The sequence below is a fragment of the Streptomyces sp. JLYT201 genome (assembly GCF_059448825.1).
The window spans coordinates 3368297-3389886 of record NZ_CM182551.1 but is presented as its reverse complement, the minus strand read 5'-3'; the positions used below and the strand labels follow the sequence as shown (position 1 = coordinate 3389886).

Genomic DNA, 21590 nt, shown 5'->3' with positions numbered 1-21590 from the left:
ACCCATGACCACACGGATCGTCTCCAGCGGCCTCGGCGACGAGGGCGCGCCGGGGAGCGAACAGGCCGAGCTGGAGCGGGTCGGCGAGCTGTTCACGCAGTTCGTCGAGGCCGTGGCGCGGCGCCCGCAGGCCGAGCGCGACAGCGAGCGCGACCTCACCGCGCGCCTGCGCGGCCACCTCGGCGTCGAGCCGGGCCGGGCCCCGGTCGTGAAGGCCGCCTACGCTCCCTACGACCACCCGAACGTGCACCTCGCCCTGGAGCGCTGGTTCGCCGCCGAGTCGCGCGCGTACGAACTGATCGGCATGACCGGCGCCGACCACCGCGGGCACTACACGCTCTCCGAGATCCTCGAATCCGCCAGCCGCTACGACAAGTTCGTGATCGGCGCCGTCGACTACGCGCACCTGCCCGTGTCCCCGGACGCCGAACTCGCCTGCGTGTCCTTCGGGTTCTACCTCGGCACCGAGCGCACCGAGGACGGCCGCGAGGAGCGCTGCGTCGTGCTCCTGCGCGGCCCGAGCGACGAGTACGGCCACGAGAAGGTCCAGCTCGAAGTCCTCGCGGAGGACCGCGACACCGCCAAGCGGCTGCTCGCCGGGGTCGACGAGCTGGTGCGCGAGCTCAACGTCCTGCGGGGCCAGGTCCTGTCCTTCGAGGGCGGTGACTTCAGCGACGGCCTCGGCCCGTTCCGCTTCCACCGGCGCCCGGACCTGGACCGCGAGGGCATCGTCCTGCCCGACGGGCTCCTCGACCGCGTCGAGCGGCACGTCGTGGGCGTGGCCCGGCAGCGCGAGCGGCTGCTCGCCGCGGGCCAGCACCTGCGGCGCGGCCTGCTCCTGTACGGGCCGCCGGGGACGGGCAAGACCCACACCATCCGGTATCTGCTCTCCGGCATGCCCGACTTCACCGTGGTGCTGCTGTCCGGCGTCACGATCCGGGCGATCGGCCCGGCCTGCGCGCTGGCCCGCATGCTCCAGCCCGCCCTCGTCGTCCTGGAGGACTGCGACCTGATCGCCGAGGCCCGGGACTACGGAGACGGCGAACAGCCCCTGCTCTTCCAGGTCCTGAACGAGATGGACGGCCTCGGCGACGACGCCGACGTGGCCTTCCTGCTCACCACCAACCGCGCCGACCTCCTGGAGCCCGCGCTCGTGCAGCGCCCCGGCCGCGTCGACCTCGCGGTGGAGATCCCGCTGCCCGACGCGGAGGGCCGCCGCCGGCTCCTCGCCCTGTACGGCGGCGGGCTCGGCCTGGGCGACGAGGTCACCGAGGAGATCGTCGAGCGCACGGCGGGCACCACGGCGTCCTTCACCAAGGAGCTCGTCCGGCGCGCGGTCCTCGTCGCCGCCGAGCGCGACGCGCCCCGCACGGAGGTGGACGACGTCCGCACCGCCCTGGGCGAACTCCTCTCGGACCGCGACCTGTTGACGCGCCGCCTGCTCGGCGTGCCGGGCGACGAGGAGGAGGGGGACGACGGGGACGACGGATACGACGGGGGGTTCGAGGACGACGAAGGCGACGATGACGACGGCCCCGGCGGCCTGCCCCCTCGCCACCCCGGCCCGGGGCGCCTCGGCGACAACGGCGGCGGATTCTTCACCAGGGCGTCGTACCGCCCGCTGCGCTGACGCCCCTTCCATGCTTACCAGTTGGTGAGTACCGCACAAAATAGTCGGTACTTGTGGTGCCTTCCGTACTCACCAAGCATGGAGGCATGCAGAACGACAACAGCCCCAAGACCCCTGTCACCGTCATCGGCCTCGGCGCCATGGGCAGTGCCCTCGCCGGCGCCTTCCTCGACGCCGGCCACCCGACGACCGTCTGGAACCGCTCCGCGGGCAAGGGGGAGGACCTCGTCGCCCGGGGAGCCGTCCGGGCGGCGAGCGCCGCCGAGGCCGTGCGCGCGAGCGACCTGGTCGTCGTGTGCGTCGTCGACTACGACGCCTCGGCGGCCGTCCTCGAACCCCTCGCCGCCGACCTCGCCGGGCGCACCCTGGTGAACCTCACCTCCGACACCCCCGAGCGTGCCCGCGAAGCCGCCGCGTGGGCCGCGGCGGCGGGCATCGACTATCTGGACGGCGCGGTCATGGTGCCCACGCCCGTCATCGGCACGCCGGGCGCGCTGCTCTTCCACGCGGGCCCGCGCGCCGCGTACGACCAGCACGAGCGGACCCTCAAGGCGCTCGGCGGGCAGACGACGTACGTCGGCGCGGACCACGGCCTGGCCGCCGTCCACGACCTGTCGCTGCTCGACTACTTCTGGACCGCGATGTCCGGCGTGGTGCACGCCTTCGCGCTCGCGTCGGCGGACGGCGTCCCGGCCGCCGCGATCGCGCCCTTCATCAAGGCGAACGCCGGTCTCGTCACCTCCCTCGTGGACGAGATGGCGAAGCAGGTCGACTCCGGCAGCTACCCGGGCGCGGAGGCGAACCTCGCGATGGAGGTGGCGGGCATCGACCACGTCGTGCACGCCGCCGAGCGCCGCGGCCTCGACGTCTCGGTGCTGCGCGCCGTCAACGCGGTGGCCCGGCGCGGCGTCGCCCTCGGCCACGGAGCCGACAACTGGACGGCCACGGTGGAGGCGGTCCGCAAGCCCTGAGGCGCCCCGGCCGGAAGGGCTGGCCTTGACGCCGACGTCAAGGGTTACGGTCGCGGCATGCGCATCGGCGAACTCGCGTCCCGCGTGGGAACGACCACGCGGGCCCTGCGGTACTACGAGTCGCGCGGGCTGCTGCCCGCGCGGCGCGACGGCCACGGCCATCGCACCTACGACGAGGCCGACGTCCGGCTCCTGGAGCAGATCAGGACCCTCCAGGACGTCGGCTTCGACCTGGAGGAGACCCGGCCGTTCGTGGAGTGCCTGCGGTCCGGGCACCCGGCCGGGGACTCCTGCCCGGCGTCGGTCGCGGTGTACCGCAGCAAGCTGGCCGAACTCGACGCCCTGATCGGCGAGTTGGGCGCGGTGCGCGCGCAGGTCGGCGCGCAGCTGGCGCGGGCCGAGCGCGCGCTGGCGGAGCTGGCCGCCGAGGCGGAGGCTCCGGGCGGTCCGGAGCCGCGGTGCGAACTGAGCGACGTGAGGGGTGGACGGACATGAGTGGTGTGCGGGCCGAAGGCGTGGCCGAGGTGACGGACGCCGATTTCGGATGCGAGGTGCTGAGCGGTGAGCGGCCGGTGCTCGTGCAGTTCACGGCCGAGTGGTGCGGGCCGTGCCGGCAGCTGACGCCGGTGCTCGGCGCCCTGGCCGCTCAGGAGGCGGAGCGTCTGAAGGTGGTGCAGATCGACGTGGACCGCAATCCGGAGACGACGATCGCCTACGGGGTGCTTTCCACGCCGACGCTGATGGTCTTCCGCGACGGCGAGCCGGTGTGGCAGTCCGTCGGGGCCCGGGCGAAGCGGAAGCTGGTGGGGGACCTGACGGGGGCGGGCGTGCTCTGAGCCCCACGGCGGCCGGACGCCGCCGACCTGCCGAAGCCGGTGGCCGAACAGGAGAAAAGCCCCGGACGTCATTGACGTCCGGGGCTTTTCTCTGCGTATAGTGGATTCTTTCGCATTACCCTGCGCATTTGGGCGCACGAGTATTGCGGGAATCTGTATAACGACACTGTATATGGCGAGGGGCTGAATTGTCAACCGAGGAATTGCGGGAAGAGCAGCAATTCGTCTCCGGGCTGTACGCGCGCCTCGACGCGCTGCGCGCGGAGGCCGAGTCCGCCGTGAGCGCGTCCCTCCAGCAGGTCGGCAACGGTCTGCAGGCGCGCCTGGAGCGCGACGTACTGGTGGCCGAGCGGTCCGGGCTGCTCGCCGCGCTCGACTCCAGCGAGAACGGGCTGTGCTTCGGGCGGCTCGCGTTCCGCGACGGCCGCGACCACCACATCGGGCGGATCGGCATCCGTGCCTCCGACACGGAGCGCACGCCGCTCGTCATCGACTGGCGCGCGGACGTCGCGCGCCCCTTCTACCTCGCCACCGGGCACACCCCGATGGGGCTGCGCAGACGGCGGCACATCACCACCCGGGGCCGCGAGGTCACCGATCTGCACGACGAGATCCTCGACCTCGACGACGCCACGCGCACCGGGCACGAGAGCGCCGACGCCGACGAGGTGCTGCTCGCCGCGCTGGGCTCCGCGCGCACCGGCCGCATGCAGGACATCGTGCAGACCATCCAGGCGGAGCAGGACCGCATCATCCGCGCCCCGCACCGGGGCGTCCTGGTCGTCGAGGGCGGCCCCGGCACCGGCAAGACCGTCGTCGCGCTGCACCGCGCCGCGTACCTGCTGTACGCGCACCGGGAGCTGCTCGCCAAGCGCGCCGTCCTGATCGTCGGACCCAACCCGGCCTTCCTCGGCTACATCAGCGACGTGCTGCCCGCGCTCGGCGAGACCGGGGTGCTGCTCGCCACGCTCGGCGAGCTGTTCCCGGGCGTCACGGCGACCGGCACGGACACGCCCGCGGCGGCCGAGGTCAAGGGCCGCGCCGCCATGGCCGACGTGCTCAAGCGGGCCCTGGAGGACCGGCAGCAGCTGCCCGAGCCCGGGGCCCCGCTGATCGTCGAGCACGACGACGGCGACCTCGTCATCGACTGGGAGATCGCCTACGAGGCGCGCGCCGCGGCCCGCGAGGCCGATCTGCCGCACAACCTCGCGCGGCCCACGTTCGCCTTCCACATCATCGACGCGCTCACCGCGCAGCTCGCCGAGCGCATCGGCCACGACCCGTACGGCGGGCCCAACTTCCTCGGGCCCGACGACATCGCCCAGCTCGGCAAGGGCATCGCGGCCAGCGCCGAGGTGCACGCGGCGATCGAGGAGCTGTGGCCCGCGCTCACCCCGCAGCGCTTCGTCACCGACTATCTTCAGGAGCCCGTCCACCTGTCCGCCGCGGACGCCGCCGCCGTGCGCCGGGCCCCCGGCGCGGCCTGGACGCCCGCCGACGTCCCGCTGCTCGACGAGGCCGCCGAGCTGCTCGGCAAGGACGACAGCGCGGCGCTCGCCCGCGCGGAGGCGGAGCGGCAGCGGCAGGTCGCCTACGCGCAGGGCGTGCTCGACGTGTCGTACGCGTCCCGTACGTACGAGTTCGAGGACAAGGACGAGGAGGACGCCGAGGTCCTGCTCGCGCACGACATCATCGACGCCGAGCGGATGGCCGAGCGGCACGAGGAGGCCGACCACCGCAGCGCGGCCGAGCGGGCCGCCGCCGACCGGACCTGGGCCTTCGGGCACATCGTCGTCGACGAGGCGCAGGAGCTGTCGGCGATGGCCTGGCGGCTGCTCATGCGGCGCTCCCCGACGCGGTCCATGACGCTCGTCGGCGACCCCGCGCAGACGGCGGAGGCCGGGGGAGTGGGCTCCTGGACGGACATCCTCGCGCCCTACGTCGAGGACCGCTGGGAGTTCACGCGCCTCGGCGTCAACTACCGCACGCCCGCGGAGATCATGGCCCTCGCGGCGGAGGTCCCCCGCAGGGCCGGGCGGACCGGCTTCGAGCCGCCCCGGTCCGTCCGGGCCACCGGCGTGCGGCCCTGGGCGCGGCGCGTGCCCGACGGCGGCCTCGCGGCCGCCGTCGCGGAGGCCGTCGCTGCGGCCCCCACCGAGGGGCGGCTCGCGGTCATCGCTCCCCGTGACCTCCACGAGGAGCTCGCCCCGAAGCTGCCCGGCGTCAGCGCGGGCGAGGCGCCCGACCTCACCCGGCCCGTCGTCCTCATCGACCCCCGGCAGGCCAAGGGCCTGGAGTTCGACACGGTGTTCGTGGTCGAGCCGTCCCGCTTCGACGTCAGCGACCTGTACGTGGCCCTGACCCGCCCCACCCAGCGCCTGGGCCTGCTCCACACCTCGGACCTGCCCAAGACGCTGCCCCCGGCCCTGGCCGCGGGCTGACCTCGTCGTCAGGCCGGGCGCAGCCAGAGCGTGGCCAGGGGAGGGAGGGAGAGGAGGAGGGAGGCGGGGCGGCCGTGGGCCGGCTCGGGGGTGGGCTTCAGGGGGTCGGGGTTGAGGGTGTGGGAGCCGCCGTACGCCTCCGCGTCGGTGTTCAGGACCTCCTGCCACGCGCCGAACTCGTCCGGCACCCCGATCCGGTACGCGTGCCGGACCACGGGGGAGAAGTGGGAGACGCAGAGCAGGGGCGCGGTGCCCTCGGCCCCGTACCTCAGGAAGGCGAAGACGTTGTCCTCGGCGGCGTCGCCCGCCACCCAGGCGAACCCGCCGGGCTCGGTGTCCCGCTGCCACAGGGCGGGCTCGGCCCGGTAGCGGGTGTTGAGGTCGCGGACCAGGTCCCGTACGCCCCGGTGGTCCGCCTCCGCGCCGTACGCGGGATCGAGCAGCCACCAGTCGGGCCCGTGGCTCTCCGACCACTCCGCGCCCTGGGCGAACTCCTGCCCCATGAAGAGGAGCTGCTTGCCGGGGTGGGCCCACATGAAGCCCAGGTACGCCCGGTGGTCCGCCCGCTGCCGCCACCAGTCGCCCGGCATCTTCGACACCAGGGACCGCTTGCCGTGCACGACCTCGTCGTGGGAGATGGGCAGCACGTAGTTCTCGCTGTACGCGTACACCATCGAGAACGTCATCTCGTGGTGGTGGTGCTTGCGGTGGACGGGGTCCTTCGTCATGTAGCCCAGCGAGTCGTGCATCCAGCCCATGTTCCACTTCAGGCCGAAGCCGAGGCCGCCGAAGCCGCCGGGGCCGACGTGGTGGGTCGCGCGGGTCACGCCGTCCCACGCCGTGGACTCCTCGGCGATGGTGACCACCCCGGGCGAGCGGCGGTACACGGTGGCGTTCATCTCCTGGAGGAAGGCCACCGCGTCCAGGTTCTCGCGGCCGCCGTGGACGTTCGGCGTCCACTGGCCGTGCTCGCGCGAGTAGTCCAGGTAGAGCATGGAGGCGACGGCGTCCACGCGCAGGCCGTCGATGTGGAACTCCTCGCACCAGTAACTGGCGTTGGCCACGAGGAAGTTGCGCACCTCCGCCCGGCCGTAGTCGAATTCGAGGGTGCCCCAGTCGGGGTGGGCAGCCCGCGCCGGGTCCTCGTGCTCGTACAGCGGCCGCCCGTCGAACTCCGCGAGCGCCCAGTCGTCGCGCGGGAAGTGCGCGGGCACCCAGTCCATGAGCACGCCGATCCCGGCCCGGTGCAGCGCGTCCACCAGGTACTTGAAGTCGTCGGGCGTGCCGAGCCGGGCCGTCGGCGCGTAGAAGCCGGTGACCTGGTAGCCCCAGGACCCGCCGAAGGGGTGCTCGGCGACCGGCATCAGCTCCACGTGCGTGAAGCCCAGGTCGCCGACGTAGGCGGGGAGTTGCTCGGCGAGCTGGCGGTAGGTGAGGCCCGGGCGCCAGGACGGCAGGTGCACCTCGTAGACGGAGAACGGCGCCCGGTGCACCGGCGTCTCCTGGCGGCGGCGCAGCCACTCCTCGTCGTGCCACACGTGGTGCGAGGTGTGCACGACGGAGGAGTTCGCCGGGGGCGCCTCCGTGCGGCGGGCCAGCGGGTCGGCGCGGAAGGTCATGCTGCCGTCGGGCCGGGTGATCTGGAACTTGTACAGCTCGCCCTCGCCGACCGCGGGCACGAACAGCTCCCACACGCCGCTGCCGCCGAGCGAGCGCATGGGGAAGCCGGTGCCGTCCCAGTAGTTGAAGTTCCCGACGACGCGGACGCCGAGCGCGTTCGGCGCCCACACCGTGAAGCGGGTGCCGGTGACGCCCTGGTGCGTCATCGGGTGCGCCCCGAGCGCCTCCCACAGCTGCTCGTGCCGCCCCTCGCCGATCAGATGCAGGTCGAACTCGCCGAGCGCGGGCAGGAACCGGTACGCGTCGTGGGTGTCCCACCGCGACTCGTCGTACGTGATGTCCAGGCGGTAGTCCTCGGGGACGGCGCGCAGCGGAAGCACCGCCGAGAAGAAGCCGTCGGCGTCGTCGAGCAGCTCGGCCCGCAGGTCCCCGACGACGGCGGTGACGGCGCGCGCGTACGGCCGCAGGGCGCGGAACGCCACCCCGCCGGGCACGGCGTGCGCGCCGAGCACCCCGTGCGGGTCGTGGTGCGTGCCGGTCAGGAGCCGGACGCGGTCGGCCTCGGGCACGGGCGAGGGGGCCGGTGGGTCCGAGGGGGCCGGGGGCTCCGGTGCCCGTGCGGGCTTCTCCGGGGGCCGCGCCCCGGTCTTCGCCGACGCTTTCGCCGGTGTCTTCGCCGGGGCCTTCGTCTTCGCGGCAGCCGTCTTCTTCGGCCGGGCGGGCTTCGCCGCCTGCGGTGTCTTCGACGGCTTGGTCCGCTGGGCGGCCGGCTTGCGGGGGGGTGTGACCTCCGGTTCCGGTTCGTTCTGCGGGGCGGAGGAGCGGGGACGGCGGGTCACGGAGTCGGCCTCCTGTCCGAAGGGCGGGCGAAGGGCGTGGCGCAAGGGGGTCAGCGGACGTCGCCGGAGCGGCGCGGGCCCGCGGCGTCCGCGGCGAGCTGGTCGAGGGCGGCCAGCGGGACCGGCAGCCAGTCGGGGCGGTGGCGGGCCTCGTAGACCGCCTCGTAGACCGCCTTGTCGGTCTCGTGGGCGCGCAGGAGCACCGGCTCGGTGCGCGGGTCACGGCCGGACACGTCGGCGTAGCCGGTGCAGTACGCGGCCCGGCAGGCGTCCGCCCAGCGGGGTGACCAGGGGCGGAAGGAGCGGGCGGCGTAGTCGAAGGAGCGCAGCATGCCCGCGACGTCGCGGGCCGCGGGCTGCGGCATGCGGCGCTCGGCGAGCGGCCGCGCGGGCTCGCCCTCGAAGTCGATGAGGGACCAGGCGCCGGACGGCGCCCGCAGGCACTGGCCCAGGTGCAGGTCGCCGTGGACGCGCTGGGCCGTCCACGTGGTGCCGCTGTGCGTGCCGAGGTCGGCGAGCGCCTGGTACGCGGTGCGCAGCGCGGGCTCGTACGGGCGCAGGGCGGGCACCGCGCGGGCGGCCGCCTCCAGGCGCTCCGTCATGCCCCGGGCGAGCAGGTCCACCTGGGCGCGGCCGAGCGAGACGGTGGGCAGGGCCGCGGCGAGGGCCGCGTGCACCTCGGCGGTGGCGCGGCCCAGGGCCCGGGCCTCGGCGCCGAAGTCCTCGCCCTTGGCCAGGGCCTTCAGGGCCAGCTCCCAGCCGTCGGCCGCGCCGCGCACATAGGGCTGGAGGACGCCGAGCACCAGCGGCTCGTCGGCGCCCTCGGCCGTCAGCCAGGCGGCGGGCGCGGGCACGCGGGCGCAGCCCTGCCGGGCCAGGGCGAGCGGCAGCTCCAGGTCGGGGTTGACGCCGGGCACCACCCGGCGGAACAGCTTCAGGATGAACGCGTCGCCGTACACGAGCGAGGAGTTGGACTGCTCGACGCTGCACGTGCGCGGGGCGAGCCCGGGCGGTATGTCGCTGTGCTCGGCCCGCGCGAAGCGCAGCGCGCCGAGCCGCCCCGGCATCCGCAGGCGCTCCAGGAGCAGCCCGGTCAGGCGCGGGTCGAGCAGCGCCTCGTACACGGTCAGGCCCGCGAGGGCGCCCTGGGTGACGTGGCCGATGAGCGCGGGCGCGAGCGGCGGCGGCAGCTCGGCCCGCACTCCTATCAGGAGCTGGTAGCAGTCGGCGGGCAGCTCGTGGTCGACCGCCGCGTCCGGGCCCGCGAGCAGCGGCTGGCGGACCCGGACCAGCAGGTGCAGCAGGCCGATGTCCGCCCCCGGCGGCAGGAGTTCCGTCGCCGCCACCAGCTCGAAGCCCGCGACGGGACGGCCCTTGCCCGCGAACCACCGCTGGCGCGGCAGCCAGCCGCGCAGCAGCGGGTCGAGCGACGCGATGAGCGCGCCGGCGTGGACACTGGGGCGGGTGGCGGCTTCCGACATGGCGTCGTGTCCTTTCCGCGCCCTCGACGGGGGGTGTCAAGGGGAGGTGCCGGGGGTGCCGGGCAAGGCGTGCCGTGGGCGAGTGCCCGGTGCGGCGTGCCTCACGCCTGCCGCGGGCGGGTTCACAGCACTGTCACGGCGACCTTACGCCGGGTCCTCGCGCAGCCGGAACCAGTAGAAGCCGTGCCCCGCCAGCGTGAGCAGGTACGGCAGTTCACCGATGGCCGGAAAGCGCACCCCGCCGATCAGTTCGACCGGATGGCGGCCGTTGAAGACCCGCAGGTCGAGCTCGGTCGGCTGGGCGAAGCGGGAGAAGTTGTGCACGCACAGGACGAGGTCGTCGCCGTCCCCGCTGTCCTCGCCGGTGGACGGCGCCTCCCGCAGGAAGGCGAGAACGGCCGGATTCGACGAGGGCAGTTCGGTGTACGAGCCGAGGCCGAACGCCGGGTTCTGCTTGCGGATCTCGATCATCCGGCGGGTCCAGTGCAGGAGCGAGGACGGCGAGGACATGGACGCCTCGACGTTCGTGACCTGGTAGCCGTAGACCGGATCCATGATCGTGGGCAGATAGAGGCGGCCGGGGTCGCAGGAGGAGAAGCCCGCGTTGCGGTCGGGCGTCCACTGCATGGGCGTGCGCACCGCGTCGCGGTCGCCGAGCCAGATGTTGTCGCCCATGCCGATCTCGTCGCCGTAGTAGAGGATCGGCGAGCCGGGCAGGGAAAGGAGCAGCGCGGTGAACAGCTCGATCTGGTTGCGGTCGTTGTCGAGGAGGGGCGCGAGCCGTCGGCGGATGCCGATGTTGGCGCGCATGCGCGGGTCCTTGGCGTACTCCGCGTACATGTAGTCGCGCTCCTCGTCGGTGACCATCTCCAGGGTCAGCTCGTCGTGGTTGCGCAGGAAGATGCCCCACTGACAGCCCGAGGGGATGCGCGGCGTCTTGGCGAGGATCTCCGAGACGGGGTAGCGCGACTCGCGGCGGACGGCCATGAAGATGCGCGGCATCACGGGGAAGTGGAACGCCATGTGGCACTCGTCGCCGCCGTGCTCGAAGTCGCCGAAGTAGTCCACGACGTCCTCGGGCCACTGGTTGGCCTCGGCGAGGAGCACGGTGTCCGGGTAGTGGGCGTCGATCTCGGCGCGCACCCGCTTGAGGAGGTGGTGGGTGCGGGGGAGGTTCTCGCAGTTGGTGCCCTCCTCCGCGTACAGATACGGCACCGCGTCGAGCCGGAAGCCGTCGATGCCGAGGTCGAGCCAGAACCGCAGGGCGGAGATGATCTCCTCCTGGACGGCCGGGTTCTCGAAGTTGAGGTCCGGCTGGTGGGAGAAGAAGCGGTGCCAGTAGTACTGCTTGCGCACCGGGTCGAAGGTCCAGTTGGACGCCTCGGTGTCGACGAAGATGATCCGGGCGTCCTGGTACTGCTTGTCGTCGTCGGCCCAGACGTAGTAGTCGCCGTAGGGGCCCTCGGGGTCGTTGCGCGAGGCCTGGAACCAGGGGTGCTGGTCGCTGGTGTGGTTCATGACGAAGTCGATGATCACGCGCATGCCCCGCTGGTGGGCGCAGTCCACGAACTCCACGAAGTCCGCGAGGTCGCCGAACTCGGGAAGGACCGCCGTGTAGTCCGAGACGTCGTAACCGCCGTCGCGCAGGGGTGATTTGAAGAACGGCGGCAGCCACAGGCAGTCGACGCCCAGCCACTGGAGGTAGTCGAGTTTGGCGGTGAGGCCCTTGAGGTCTCCGATGCCGTCGCCGTTGCTGTCCTGGAAGGAGCGGACCAGGACCTCGTAGAAGACGGCGCGCTTGAACCACTCCGGATCGCGGTCCTTGGCGGGGGTGTCCTCGAAGGTGTCCGGGACGGGCTCGTTGACGATCATGTGTGGGTGACCCTCCGATCAGCGGTAGGACGGTCGCAGGACGAGTACGTGCGCGGGCGTGACGCCCGGATCCAGGCGCACGTAGTTGGCCCTGCCCCAGTGGTAGGTCTCGCCGGTGAGCTCGTCGCGCACCGGCACGGACTCGTGCCAGTCGAGGCCGAGCTGTGGCATGTTCAACGAGACCGTGGCTTCCTGGGTGTGGTGGGGGTCGAGGTTCACGACCACCAGAACCGTGTTCGATCCGCCGGGGTGCCGCACGGTCTTGGAGTACGCGAGCACCGCGTCGTTGTCCGCCTCGTGGAAGTGCAGGCCGCGCAGCCGGGCGAGGGCCGCGTTGGCGCGCCGTATCGCGTTGAGCCGGGTGATGAGGGGCGCGAGGGTGCGGCCCTCGCGCTCGGCCGCGGCCCAGTCGCGCGGGCGCAGCTCGTACTTCTCCGAGTGCAGGTACTCCTCGCTGCCGGGGCGCAGCGGCGTGTTCTCGTACAGCTCGAAGCCGCTGTACACGCCCCAGGTCGGGGAGAGCGTCGCGGCGAGCACGGCGCGCACCGCGAAGGCGGGCGGCCCGCCGTGCTGGAGGTAGGCGTGCAGGATGTCCGGCGTGTTCACGAAGAAGTTGGGCCGCAGGTAGTGCGCGGTCTCGGTGGACAGCTCGGTGAGGTAGTCGGTCAGCTCCCGCTTGTCGTTGCGCCAGGTGAAGTACGTGTACGACTGGTGGAAGCCGATCGCGGCGAGGGTGCGCAGCATCGCGGGCCGCGTGAACGCCTCGGCGAGGAAGAGGACGTCCGGATCCGTGCGGTGGATGTCGGCGAGGACCTCCTCCCAGAACGCGACGGGCTTGGTGTGCGGGTTGTCCACGCGGAAGACCCGCACGCCGTGCCCCATCCAGAAGCGCAGCAGCCGGATCGTCTCGGCGGTGATGCCCGCCCTGTCCCGGTCGAAGTGGAGGGGGTAGATGTCCTGGTACTTCTTCGGCGGGTTCTCCGCGTACGCGATGGAGCCGTCCGCGCGGTGGGCGAACCAGTCGGGGTGCTTCTCCACCCACGGGTGGTCGGGCGAGCACTGGAGGGCGAAGTCCAGGGCGACTTCGAGTCCGAGGCGGTCCGCCTCGCGCACGAACGCATCGAAGTCGTCGAGCGTGCCCAGGTCCGGGTGCACGGCGTCGTGGCCGCCCGCGGGGGAGCCGATGCCCCAGGGCACGCCGACGTCGTGCGGCCCGGCCGACAGGGAGTTGTTCGCGCCCTTGCGGAAGGTCGTCCCGATGGGGTGGATGGGCGGCAGGTAGACGATGTCGAAGCCCATGTCCGCGATCGCCGGGAGCCGCCGCGCGGCCGTGCGGAACGTCCCGGACACGGGCGGCTCGCCCGCGCGCACCACCGCGCCCTCCGAGCGCGGGAAGAACTCGTACCAGGAGCCGAAGAGCGCGCGCTCGCGGTCCACCCGCAGGGGGAACTCCTGGGTGGAGGTGATGAGTTCGCGCAGCGGATGGGCGGCGAGCACGGCGTCCGCCTCCGGGGTCAGCGCCCCCGCGAGGCGGGCGGAGGGCGTGCGGGTGGTGTCGCGCAGCGCCTCGACGGCGGCCCGCAGGGGGCCGCGCTGCTCGGGGGGCGCCCCGGCGGCGGCGCGCTCGTAGAGCAGGGTGCCTTCCAGGAGGACGAGGTCGGTGTCGATGCCCGCGGGTATCTTGATCTCCGCGTGGTGTCGCCAGGTGGCCACCGGGTCGCTCCACGCCTGCACGGCGAACGTCCAGTCGCCGAGCGCGTCGGGCGTGACGTCGGCGCCCCAGCGGTCGGTGCCCGGCGCCAGCTCGCGCATCGGGGTCCAGGGGCCCGCGCGCCCGGCCGGGTCCCGCAGCACGACGTTCGCGGCGACCGCGTCGTGGCCTTCGCGGAAGACGGTGGCGCTGACCTGGAACGTCTCGCCGACGACGGCCTTGGTCGGCCGTCGGCCGCCGAGCACCACGGGCTCGACGGCGAGGATGGGGATCCTTCCGGTGACCGGCACGGAGGTGAACTCCTCTACGTCCTTGCGGGGTTCGGGCATGACCGCTCCTGTTCCGCGTGCGAGCGTGGGCGGATTCCGGCTGTGGAGGGGTTCCGCGGGTGCGCGTGTGCGTCCGGGGCGACGGGCGCGTGTACGCGCGTACCGGTGGAGCCTTCCCACGCTTCTCGGGTGGGCAATCCGGCGCTTTGTTAACTACTCGCGCGTAACGGCATGCACAAGACCGGTCACAGGAAGACCGGGCGACCCGGCCGCCCCACCGCGGCAATGACGAACCCCCGGCAGGCGGGGTGCGCCTGCCGGGGGTCACGTGCGGCGGTGCGACGCCGACTACGCGACGGTCACGGCTTGACCTGGAGCAGTCGGTTGGGCGAGCCGGGGCCCACGTTGATGAGCCGGTTCTTCGCGCTGCGGTTGACGAGCATCCGCATCACCTCGGACGGCGGCGCGGTGCGCCTGTCGGCGAGGTACAGGGCCGCTGCCCCGGCGACGTGCGGCGCCGCCATCGACGTGCCGGAGAGCGTCGCGGTGGCGTTGTCGTTGGTGTTGGACGCCGACGTGATGCCCACGCCGGGCGCGAACAGGTCCAGGCTCAGGCCGTAGTTGGAGAACGCGGGCCGGGTGTCGCCGCGGTCGGTGGCCCCGACCGTGAGCGCCTCGGCGACGCGCGCGGGCGAGGTGCCGCTCGCGGGCTGGCCCGAGTTGCCGGCCGCGACGGAGTACGTCACGCCGGACCTGATGGAGTTCCGCACGGCCTGGTCGAGCTGGGCGTTGGCGGAACCGCCGAGGCTCATGTTCGCCACGGCGGGCTTGCGCGCGTTGCGGGTCACGAAGTCGATGCCCGCGATGACGCCGGACAGCGTGCCGGAGCCCTGGTTGTTGAGCACGCGCACGCCCACGATCTTGGCCTTCTTGGCGACGCCGTACTTCGTGCCCGCGATGGTCCCGGCCACGTGCGTGCCGTGGCCGTTGCCGTCCTCGGCGATCGGGTCGTTGTCGACGAAGTCGAAGCCGGAGCGGGCGCGCCCGCCGAACTCCGAGTGCGTGGTGCGCACGCCGGTGTCGATGACGTAGACGGTGACACCGGCGCCCGCCGAGTTCGGATAGGTGAACGTCCGGTCGAGCGGCAGCTTGGGCTGGTCGATGCGGTCCTCGCCCCAGGACGGCGGGTTGATCTGGCGGGCGTCCGTGTGGAGCGTGACGTCCGGGCTGACCGCGCTGACCGACGGGTCGGCGGCGAGCCGCTGGGCCTCGGCCGCGCTGGCCTTGACGGCGAAGCCGTTGAGCGCCGAGCGGTAGGTGCGGCTGATCTTCACGCCGTACTCGTCCGCGATGTCCCTGCCCTCCGCGGACGCCGCGCGGGTGTCCGACTTCAGGGTGACGACGTAGCCGTGCTCGGCGGTGTCGGGCGCGGCCTGCGACGACGGGGCGGCGACGGCGAAGCCGCCGGCGAGAGCGACGACCGTGACGGCCGAAACCCGTCGTATACGACGCGTGTGTGACAACTGCATGTGCTGGTTCCCTCCCCTTGGACGCGACCTTCCCTCCCCTGGGCAGCGGCCGGGTGTCCGGTCCGCGTCAGGTCGCGAGTCCCTGAAGCGTGGACTGTCCGGGTGAAGCACAACAAGCCTGTGCGAGCAGGGGGATGTCTCGGTTCGGGTACACGCCGAGCCCTGCCGTAGGCGTACACGTGCAACTTGAGCGGAAGCCTGGAGGGGCAGCCGAGGGCCAAGGTGAGGCTTGGGTGTCGGGTCGCGCAGAGTTACGACCCCGACCCCCGGCAGGGGGTGAGGATTCCTGCCGGGGGCCGCCGGTCGGGGCTACTTAACTTGGAGCAGTCTGTTCGGCGAGCCCCCGCCGATGCCGGACAGCTTGTTCCTGGCCGAGCGGTCGGTGAGCCACTTGCCGACCTTGGCGGGCTTGGCCGTGCGGTGGTCGGCGAGGTACAGCGCGGCCGCTCCGGCGACGTGCGGTGCCGCCATCGACGTGCCGGAGTACGTCGCCGTGGCCGTGTTGCCCGCGTTGGACGCGGACTTGATCGCCACACCCGGGGCGAACAGGTCAAGGCGCGAGCCGTAGTTGGAGAACGAGGGGCGCTTGTCGCGCCGGTCGGACGCCCCGACCGTCAGGGCCTCCTTGACCCGGGCGGGCGAGGAGCGCGTCGCGGACTCGCTCTCGTTGCCCGCCGCCACCGAGTAGGTGACGCCGGACGCGATGGACTTGCGCACCGCCGCGTCCAGCGGGGCGAAGGCCGGGGTGCCGATGCTCATGTTGGCGACGGCGGGCTTGCGCGCGTTCCTGGTCACCCAGTCGACGCCCGCGATGATGCCGCCGAGGGTGCCGCCGCCCTCCTCGTCGAGCACGCGCACGGCCACGATCTTGGCCTTCTTGGCGACGCCGTACTTCGTGCCCGCGACCGTTCCGGCCACGTGCGTGCCGTGTCCGTGCGCGTCCTGGGCGACGGCGTCGTGGTCGATGAAGTCCCAGCCGGAGCGGGCCCGTCCGCCGAAGTCCTTGTGCGAGGTGCGCACGCCGGTGTCGATGACGTAGACGGTGACACCGGCGCCCTTCGACCGCGGCGCGGTGTACGACTTGTCGAGCGGCAGGCTCTTCTGGTCGATGCGGTCCAGGCCCCACGACGGCGGGTTCGGCTGCCGGGCCGCGGCCCGCGCCCCCAGGTCCACCCGGACCTTCCGGTCGGCGACGACACCGGTGACCGACGGGTCGGCCGCGAGCTCGCGCGCCTCGGCTGCGGTGGCGCGCACGGCGTAGCCGTTGAGCGCTGCGCTGTACGTGTGCTGGATGCGCGCGTCGTACTTCTCGGCGATGCTCTTGCCCGCGCCGGACGTGGACTTCGTGCCCGGTGCGAGCGTCACGATGTACGTGCTGCTCCGGCCGTCGGCGCCGGTGTCGGACGCGGCGTGCGACGGCGGGGTCGCGGCGGCCAGCAGGCCCACCGCGGCGGCGGCCGCGACGGCCCCCGCCCCGCGCCGCGTTCTGGTGTGGTGCATGGTCATGTGGTGCGTTCCCTCCCCTGGAAACGGCTGGTGACGACGCCCTGTGCGCGCTGCGTCGTCCGCAGGCGTGCTGGGCAGCGTCTCGTGCGCGGGTCAGCTGTCACAAGCCGGACAGCGGGGCGGAACCGGTCATATCGCCCGCGGTATGGCTGGTTACGGCTCAACCCAAGCTGAGTCTTGGGTGCATGGTAGTAAATCCGAGGATTGACTTGGGTTTTTTGTCTCCCCGATGATCAGTGAGGGCCCAGGGCGGCAACCCGCCCCGCCCCGGCCGGAGTCCGGAATCCGGCCGGGGGAGGGGCGGGTGCCGACCCGCTCGGGGGCACGGGTGCCGAACTGCTCGGGGCGCGGGGGTCCACGCGCCGGGGCGCGGGTGCACTCCGGGGCTGTGCGAGGTGCGTGTACGGGATGCCTGGCCGGGGCGCCTGGCCGGGATGGCCGGTCGGGGTGCCTGGCTGCGGCGCCTGGCCGAGGCGCCTGGCCGAGGTGTGTGTCCGAGGTGTGTGTCCGAGGACCGCCAGCGCGCGGCGCGGCCACGGGGCACCCTCGCCCCATGACCACCACGCCACCCGCCTCGTCCTCTGCCACGCCACCCGCCACGCCGCCCGCCTCGTCCTCCATCGCGTCCGCCGCCGACGCCCGCTCCGTGCTGACCGCCATGTACGCCGCCGAGACCCGCTATCTGGCCGCGGGCGGCCCCGGCCGCGCGTCCTTCGCCCCGCTCGCGCCCCACTTCGCGCCCGACGTCGTCCTACACCAGGCCGACGGCCTGCCGTACGGCGGCACCTGGCGGGGGCACGAGGGCCTGGAGCGGTTCTTCCTCGCGATGGCCGACACCTGGGACCGGTTCGACATCGTGCGGCAGGAGTTCCTCGCGGACGGCGGTACCGGAGCGCGCCGGACGGTCTGCGTGCACAGCGACATCCGCGCCCGCGCCCGGGCCACCGGCCGCGCACTCGCCTTCCCGATCCTCCAGACCATCACCGTGGAGGAGGGCAGGATCCGCGAGGTGCGGCCGTTCTACTGGGACACGGCGGCGATCGCGGCGGCCTGCCGCTGAGCCCGCGTACGGCCTTCGCCGAGTGCCGCGCGGCACACCGGTCCCGCGTTGACAGGGCGCGGGACCGGTGGCTGTAATGGTGCGCGTGCCGCGTGGCCTGGGCCGAAGAGCAGTGGGCGGGCCTTTGACCGGGCGAGCACCTTCACCAAGGGACATGACCTTGCGTTCACTTCGTATCGCGTCGCCGCGCTGCGGCTGACGCAGCCGCGTACCCGGCGTAGCGCCGTACTTGAGGGAACGGCACAGCCCCGTACCCGCCGGAGCGGGCACAGCCCCGTACCCACGGGAACGGCGTAGCCCCGTACCCGACGCAGCCGCGACCGCGTACCCGCGCCCCTTTCCCGGGCTCCGGGCCGCGCCCGCGCACCACCTTCCCCTCTTCCCTCTCTTCACCCTCTTCACCGCGTCCGTCGGTCCGTCACGCACGCGCGGACGCGCCACCCTGTCTGGAGATCCCTTCCGCATGTCCACGCCCACGCCCGCACCCACCGGCACCCCGCGCCCCCGCGAGGTCCGCACCCTCGCCGACAAGCTCCTGGAGGTCCACGACTGGCTGCGCGAACAGCTCGGCCACCTCCGGGCCGAGGCCGCGGCGCACCTCGCCGCCCGCGCCGCCCACCAGGGCCCCGGCGCACCGCCCGCGCCCGGCCTCGGCCTGCAGATCCGCCGGCGCTGCCTGGAGTTCTGCGACGCGCTCACCTTCCACCACACCGCCGAGGACGAGCACGTCTTCCCCGGGGTCGTGGAACACCACCCCCACCTGTGCGAACCCCTCGCCCGGCTCGGCGCCGAGCACCGCGAGACGGCCCGCGTCAAGGAACGCCTCCTCGCGTTGCTCGACGACGTCACGACCGCCGACCCCGAGGCGTTCCTCACGGAGTTCGACACCCTGGCACGGCTCCTCACCGCCCATCTGGACCACGAGGAGAGTTGGGTCGTACCGGTCCTCGCGGACGTGCCGTTCCCGCCCGGTCCGCCCTCCTGACTGCCGGTGCCCCGGTGAACCGAGTAATCTGCCGGGGCGTTTCGTGAGGTGACGGCGGTGCGACCGCCCGTGCCGAACGCGGACGCGACAGTGACGGGGCACAGGGGCACAGGGGCACAGGGGCACAGGGGGACGGGGCGGAATGATCGGTCAGTTGAGGGACACCTCCCCGCGCCGGACGGGCCCGTACGAGATCGTCGCCCGGCTCGGCGCGGGCGGCATGGGCGAGGTGTTCCTGGGCGTGCCGCAGGACGCCCCCGGGGCCGCGGACCCCACCGCGGTCCCGGACCCCGCTGCCCCGGGCGACCCCCGGACCCCCTACGACCCGGACGAGCTCGTCGCCGTCAAGGCCGTGCGGCGGGACCTCGCGGAGGAGCCCGCCTTCCGGGCCCGCTTCCGGCGCGAGATCGCCGTCGCCCGCTCGGTCACCAGCCCCTACGTCGCCCGGCTCGTCGACGGCGACGCCGACGCCGAACAGCCCTGGCTCGCCACGGAGTACGTGGCCGGGCCCACCCTCGCCGAGGCGGTGCGGCGGCACGGCCCGCTGCCCGTGCCCGCCGTCGCCGCGCTCGGCACCGCCCTGGCCCGGGCCCTGGCCGCCGTGCACGCCGCCGGGGCGCTGCACCGCGACCTGAAGCCCGCCAACGTCCTCATCGGCCCGGACGGGCCGAAGCTCATCGACTTCGGTGTCGCCCGCACCCCCGGCGCCACCACGATGACCGCCACCGGGCTGCTCGTCGGCACCCCCGGCTTCATGTCGCCCGAGCACGTCGCGGGCGGACGGCACGTGGTGGCCGCGTCCGACGTCTTCTGCCTCGCCTCCGTCCTCGTGTACGCGGCCGTGGGGCGCGACCCGTTCGGCGACGGGCCGGTGGCCGCCGTGCTGTACCGGGTGTCGCGCGCCGAGGCCGAACTCGACGCCGTGCCCGCGGAGTTGCGTGCGGTCCTCGCCGCCTGCCTGGTCGTGGACCCGGCCGCGCGGCCCGGCCCCGAGGAGCTCGCCGGGCGCCTGGCGGGCCTCGGCGGAGCGGACGGGACCGGCTTCGCGTGGCCCCCGCCCGTCGAGGCGGCCATCGCCGAGGCGCGGCGCGACGTCGGGCAACTCTGCGCCGCCGGGCGGCCGCTGCTGCCCTTGCCCGCCCCGCCCGCCGCGCCACCCGGCGGGGGGCCCGCGGGGGAGTCCGCCGGGGCGCCCGTGGGGGAGTCCGCCGGGGAGCCCACGCCCACGTGGACGCCCACCGCCCTGAACACCCCGGCCGGGCCCGGCGCCCCGGCCGCCCACGAACTGCCCACCATGGGCGCCGCCGCGCCCCCGGCGGCCACCGCGCCCGGCGTGCCCCGGCGGCGCGGCCGCCGTACCGCGTTCGCCGTCATGGCCGCCGTCGCCGTGGCCGGGGGCGCCGCCGGTGCCCTGCTCGCGCTGCTCGGCCCCGACTCCGGCGGCGACGACGGCGCGAAAGGCGGTGCGAAGGGCGGCGCGGCCCGCCCCGGCGCCGCCCCGTCCAGCACCCTGCAGCCCGCCCGGCTGATCGCCGCCGCGGGCGTGGACAAGGACGGCACCGACGACCGCAGCGGCCTCGTCCCGCAGTACCCGCAGCAGCGCCCCAAGGGCTGGAAGCCGTGGCGCGGCTCCTTCTCGCACGCGCCGATGCACTGCGCCGCCGACACCCGCGCCGTCGTCTGCCTGCTCACCGACGGCACGTACGAAGCCGTCGGCGCGGCCGACGGCGCCCGCCTGTGGACCTCCGACGGCCGCTCGGGGAGCGCGGGGGACACCGGGAACGAGGCCTATCTGAGCCCGTCCGGGAAGCTGTTCATGCCGGGCGACGCCCTGGCCCCCGTCGTGCGCGGCGGGACCACCGTCATCGCCCGCGAGGGGCGCCTCCAGGTGCGCGACTCCGCGTCCGGCACCGTGCGCTGGTCCGCGCGCCCGCCGGAGGGCAGGTACTTCACCCGCGCCCTGCTCGGTGACGGCCTGCTCCTGGTCACCGCCGAGGCCAAGCCGTACGCCGACGGCGGCCCCCAGGGAGCCACGCTCCTCGCCTACCCGCTGGGCGGCGGCGCGCCCCGGTGGACCGCGCCGCTCAGCACCGACGAGCTGTCCGGCGCCGAGCAGAACGGCACGTACGGCGCGGAGGTCGCCCGGCACGGCCGGGTCTACGCCTGGGCGAAGCAGGGCCTGGTCGCCTTCGACGCCAGGACGGGCGCCCGCCGCGGCAAGGCCTACGACGGCGAGCAGTGCCGCGGCGTGATGGCCGTGGGCGGGCAGATCCTGTGCCCGGCCGTGGTGACCGGCGGCTCCGGCTTCGCCGACGCCACCGAGGAGACGGGCACCCGGGTGACCCGCCTCGACGCCGAAACCCTGGCCACCGAGGGCGCGTTCACCTTCAAGGCGCCGAAGGTGAGGCCCGACGGCATGGTGCCGCCCGACGTCGTCGTCACCGCCGTCGGACCCGGCAGCGCCCTCGCGTACGACACGGAAGGGGCGAAGCTCCTCGTCGCCGAGACGGCGAAGGGCCGGGTCACCCGCAAGGAGCCCCTGTCCGTCGCCGAGGACCGGATCACGCGGATGATCTCCTCGGCGCCGCTGCTCATCGGCGACCGCGCGCTCGTCGCCGACAACACCACCCTGCGCACGGTGCCGCTCACCGCGTCCGGCGCGGTGCGCACCCTGCGGGTGCCGGGCGCGCCGGGCGACCGCGCGCCGAAGCGGAGCAGCGACCCCGGCACGGTCATCGCCGACCAGCTGCGGGCGCCGACGGTCCTGCCGCTCGGCGGGGTCGCGACGATCGTGTACGACCAGGGCACGGTCGTCTCCGTCCGCATCCCCTCCTGAGCAC

General features: G+C 73.7%; 13 protein-coding genes and 1 pseudogene. 8 read left to right on the top strand and 6 right to left on the bottom strand.

Annotated features, from left to right (window positions below; all coding sequences use genetic code 11):
- Nucleotides 1–4 precede the first annotated feature (4 nt).
- The 5 genes from AC5WAM_RS13410 (at nucleotide 5) to AC5WAM_RS13390 (ending at nucleotide 5878) form a co-directional block, all read left to right on the top strand.
- On the top strand, nucleotides 5–1630 hold the full coding sequence (locus AC5WAM_RS13410) for an AAA family ATPase (protein WP_495522718.1): 1626 nt from the start codon (nucleotides 5–7) through the stop codon (nucleotides 1628–1630).
- Nucleotides 1631–1716: 86 nt separating this feature from the next.
- Entirely contained in the window at nucleotides 1717–2601 is an 885-nt protein-coding gene (locus tag AC5WAM_RS13405; protein WP_366790155.1) for an NAD(P)-dependent oxidoreductase, read from the top strand.
- Between the two features lie 57 nt (nucleotides 2602–2658).
- The gene (locus AC5WAM_RS13400) at nucleotides 2659–3096 is read left to right on the top strand and encodes a MerR family transcriptional regulator (protein WP_366790154.1); all 438 of its coding nucleotides are present in this window, start codon (nucleotides 2659–2661) and stop codon (nucleotides 3094–3096) included.
- Nucleotides 3093–3437: a thioredoxin family protein gene (locus AC5WAM_RS13395; RefSeq protein WP_366790153.1), complete on the top strand. Its 345-nt coding sequence runs from the start codon at nucleotides 3093–3095 to the stop codon at nucleotides 3435–3437. Before AC5WAM_RS13400 ends, AC5WAM_RS13395 begins: the two co-directional genes overlap by 4 nt.
- 188 nt (nucleotides 3438–3625) lie before the next feature.
- Entirely contained in the window at nucleotides 3626–5878 is a 2253-nt protein-coding gene (locus AC5WAM_RS13390) for a HelD family protein (RefSeq protein ID WP_495522717.1), read from the top strand.
- Nucleotides 5879–5886: 8 nt separating this feature from the next.
- Here AC5WAM_RS13390 and glgB read toward each other — a convergent pair whose 3' ends face one another.
- The 6 genes and pseudogenes from glgB to AC5WAM_RS13360 all read right to left on the bottom strand — a co-directional run bounded on the left by glgB (nucleotide 5887) and on the right by AC5WAM_RS13360 (nucleotide 16699).
- The gene (glgB, locus tag AC5WAM_RS13385; RefSeq protein ID WP_495522716.1) at nucleotides 5887–8337 is read right to left on the bottom strand and encodes a 1,4-alpha-glucan branching enzyme; all 2451 of its coding nucleotides are present in this window, start codon (nucleotides 8335–8337) and stop codon (nucleotides 5887–5889) included.
- Nucleotides 8338–8387: 50 nt separating this feature from the next.
- On the bottom strand, nucleotides 8388–9818 hold the full coding sequence (locus AC5WAM_RS13380; protein ID WP_495522715.1) for a maltokinase N-terminal cap-like domain-containing protein: 1431 nt from the start codon (nucleotides 9816–9818) through the stop codon (nucleotides 8388–8390).
- Between the two features lie 144 nt (nucleotides 9819–9962).
- Nucleotides 9963–11690: a maltose alpha-D-glucosyltransferase gene (gene treS, locus AC5WAM_RS13375; protein ID WP_495522714.1), complete on the bottom strand. Its 1728-nt coding sequence runs from the start codon at nucleotides 11688–11690 to the stop codon at nucleotides 9963–9965.
- Between the two features lies 1 nt (nucleotide 11691).
- Nucleotides 11692–13730: pseudogene (locus AC5WAM_RS13370) on the bottom strand (alpha-1,4-glucan--maltose-1-phosphate maltosyltransferase); the annotation flags it as partial.
- A gap of 299 nt (nucleotides 13731–14029) precedes the next feature.
- Nucleotides 14030–15199 carry a S8 family peptidase gene (locus AC5WAM_RS13365; protein ID WP_495522713.1) on the bottom strand — a complete coding sequence of 390 codons (1170 nt, stop codon included), beginning with the start codon at nucleotides 15197–15199 and terminating at the stop codon, nucleotides 14030–14032.
- Between the two features lie 309 nt (nucleotides 15200–15508).
- The gene (locus AC5WAM_RS13360) at nucleotides 15509–16699 is read right to left on the bottom strand and encodes a S8 family peptidase (RefSeq protein WP_495523578.1); all 1191 of its coding nucleotides are present in this window, start codon (nucleotides 16697–16699) and stop codon (nucleotides 15509–15511) included.
- 559 nt (nucleotides 16700–17258) lie between these two features.
- On the opposite strand from AC5WAM_RS13360, the gene AC5WAM_RS13355 reads away from it, so the two are divergent.
- The 3 genes from AC5WAM_RS13355 to AC5WAM_RS13345 all read left to right on the top strand — a co-directional run bounded on the left by AC5WAM_RS13355 (nucleotide 17259) and on the right by AC5WAM_RS13345 (nucleotide 21586).
- Nucleotides 17259–17765 (top strand): nuclear transport factor 2 family protein, encoded by a 507-nt coding sequence (locus AC5WAM_RS13355; protein ID WP_495522712.1) that lies wholly within the window; start codon nucleotides 17259–17261, stop codon nucleotides 17763–17765.
- A 463-nt stretch (nucleotides 17766–18228) separates the two neighbouring features.
- Nucleotides 18229–18750, top strand: coding sequence for a hemerythrin domain-containing protein (locus AC5WAM_RS13350; RefSeq protein ID WP_495522711.1), 522 nt, complete (start codon nucleotides 18229–18231; stop codon nucleotides 18748–18750).
- A gap of 154 nt (nucleotides 18751–18904) precedes the next feature.
- Nucleotides 18905–21586 carry a protein kinase domain-containing protein gene (locus AC5WAM_RS13345; RefSeq protein ID WP_495522710.1) on the top strand — a complete coding sequence of 894 codons (2682 nt, stop codon included), beginning with the start codon at nucleotides 18905–18907 and terminating at the stop codon, nucleotides 21584–21586.
- Nucleotides 21587–21590: the final 4 nt, after the last annotated feature.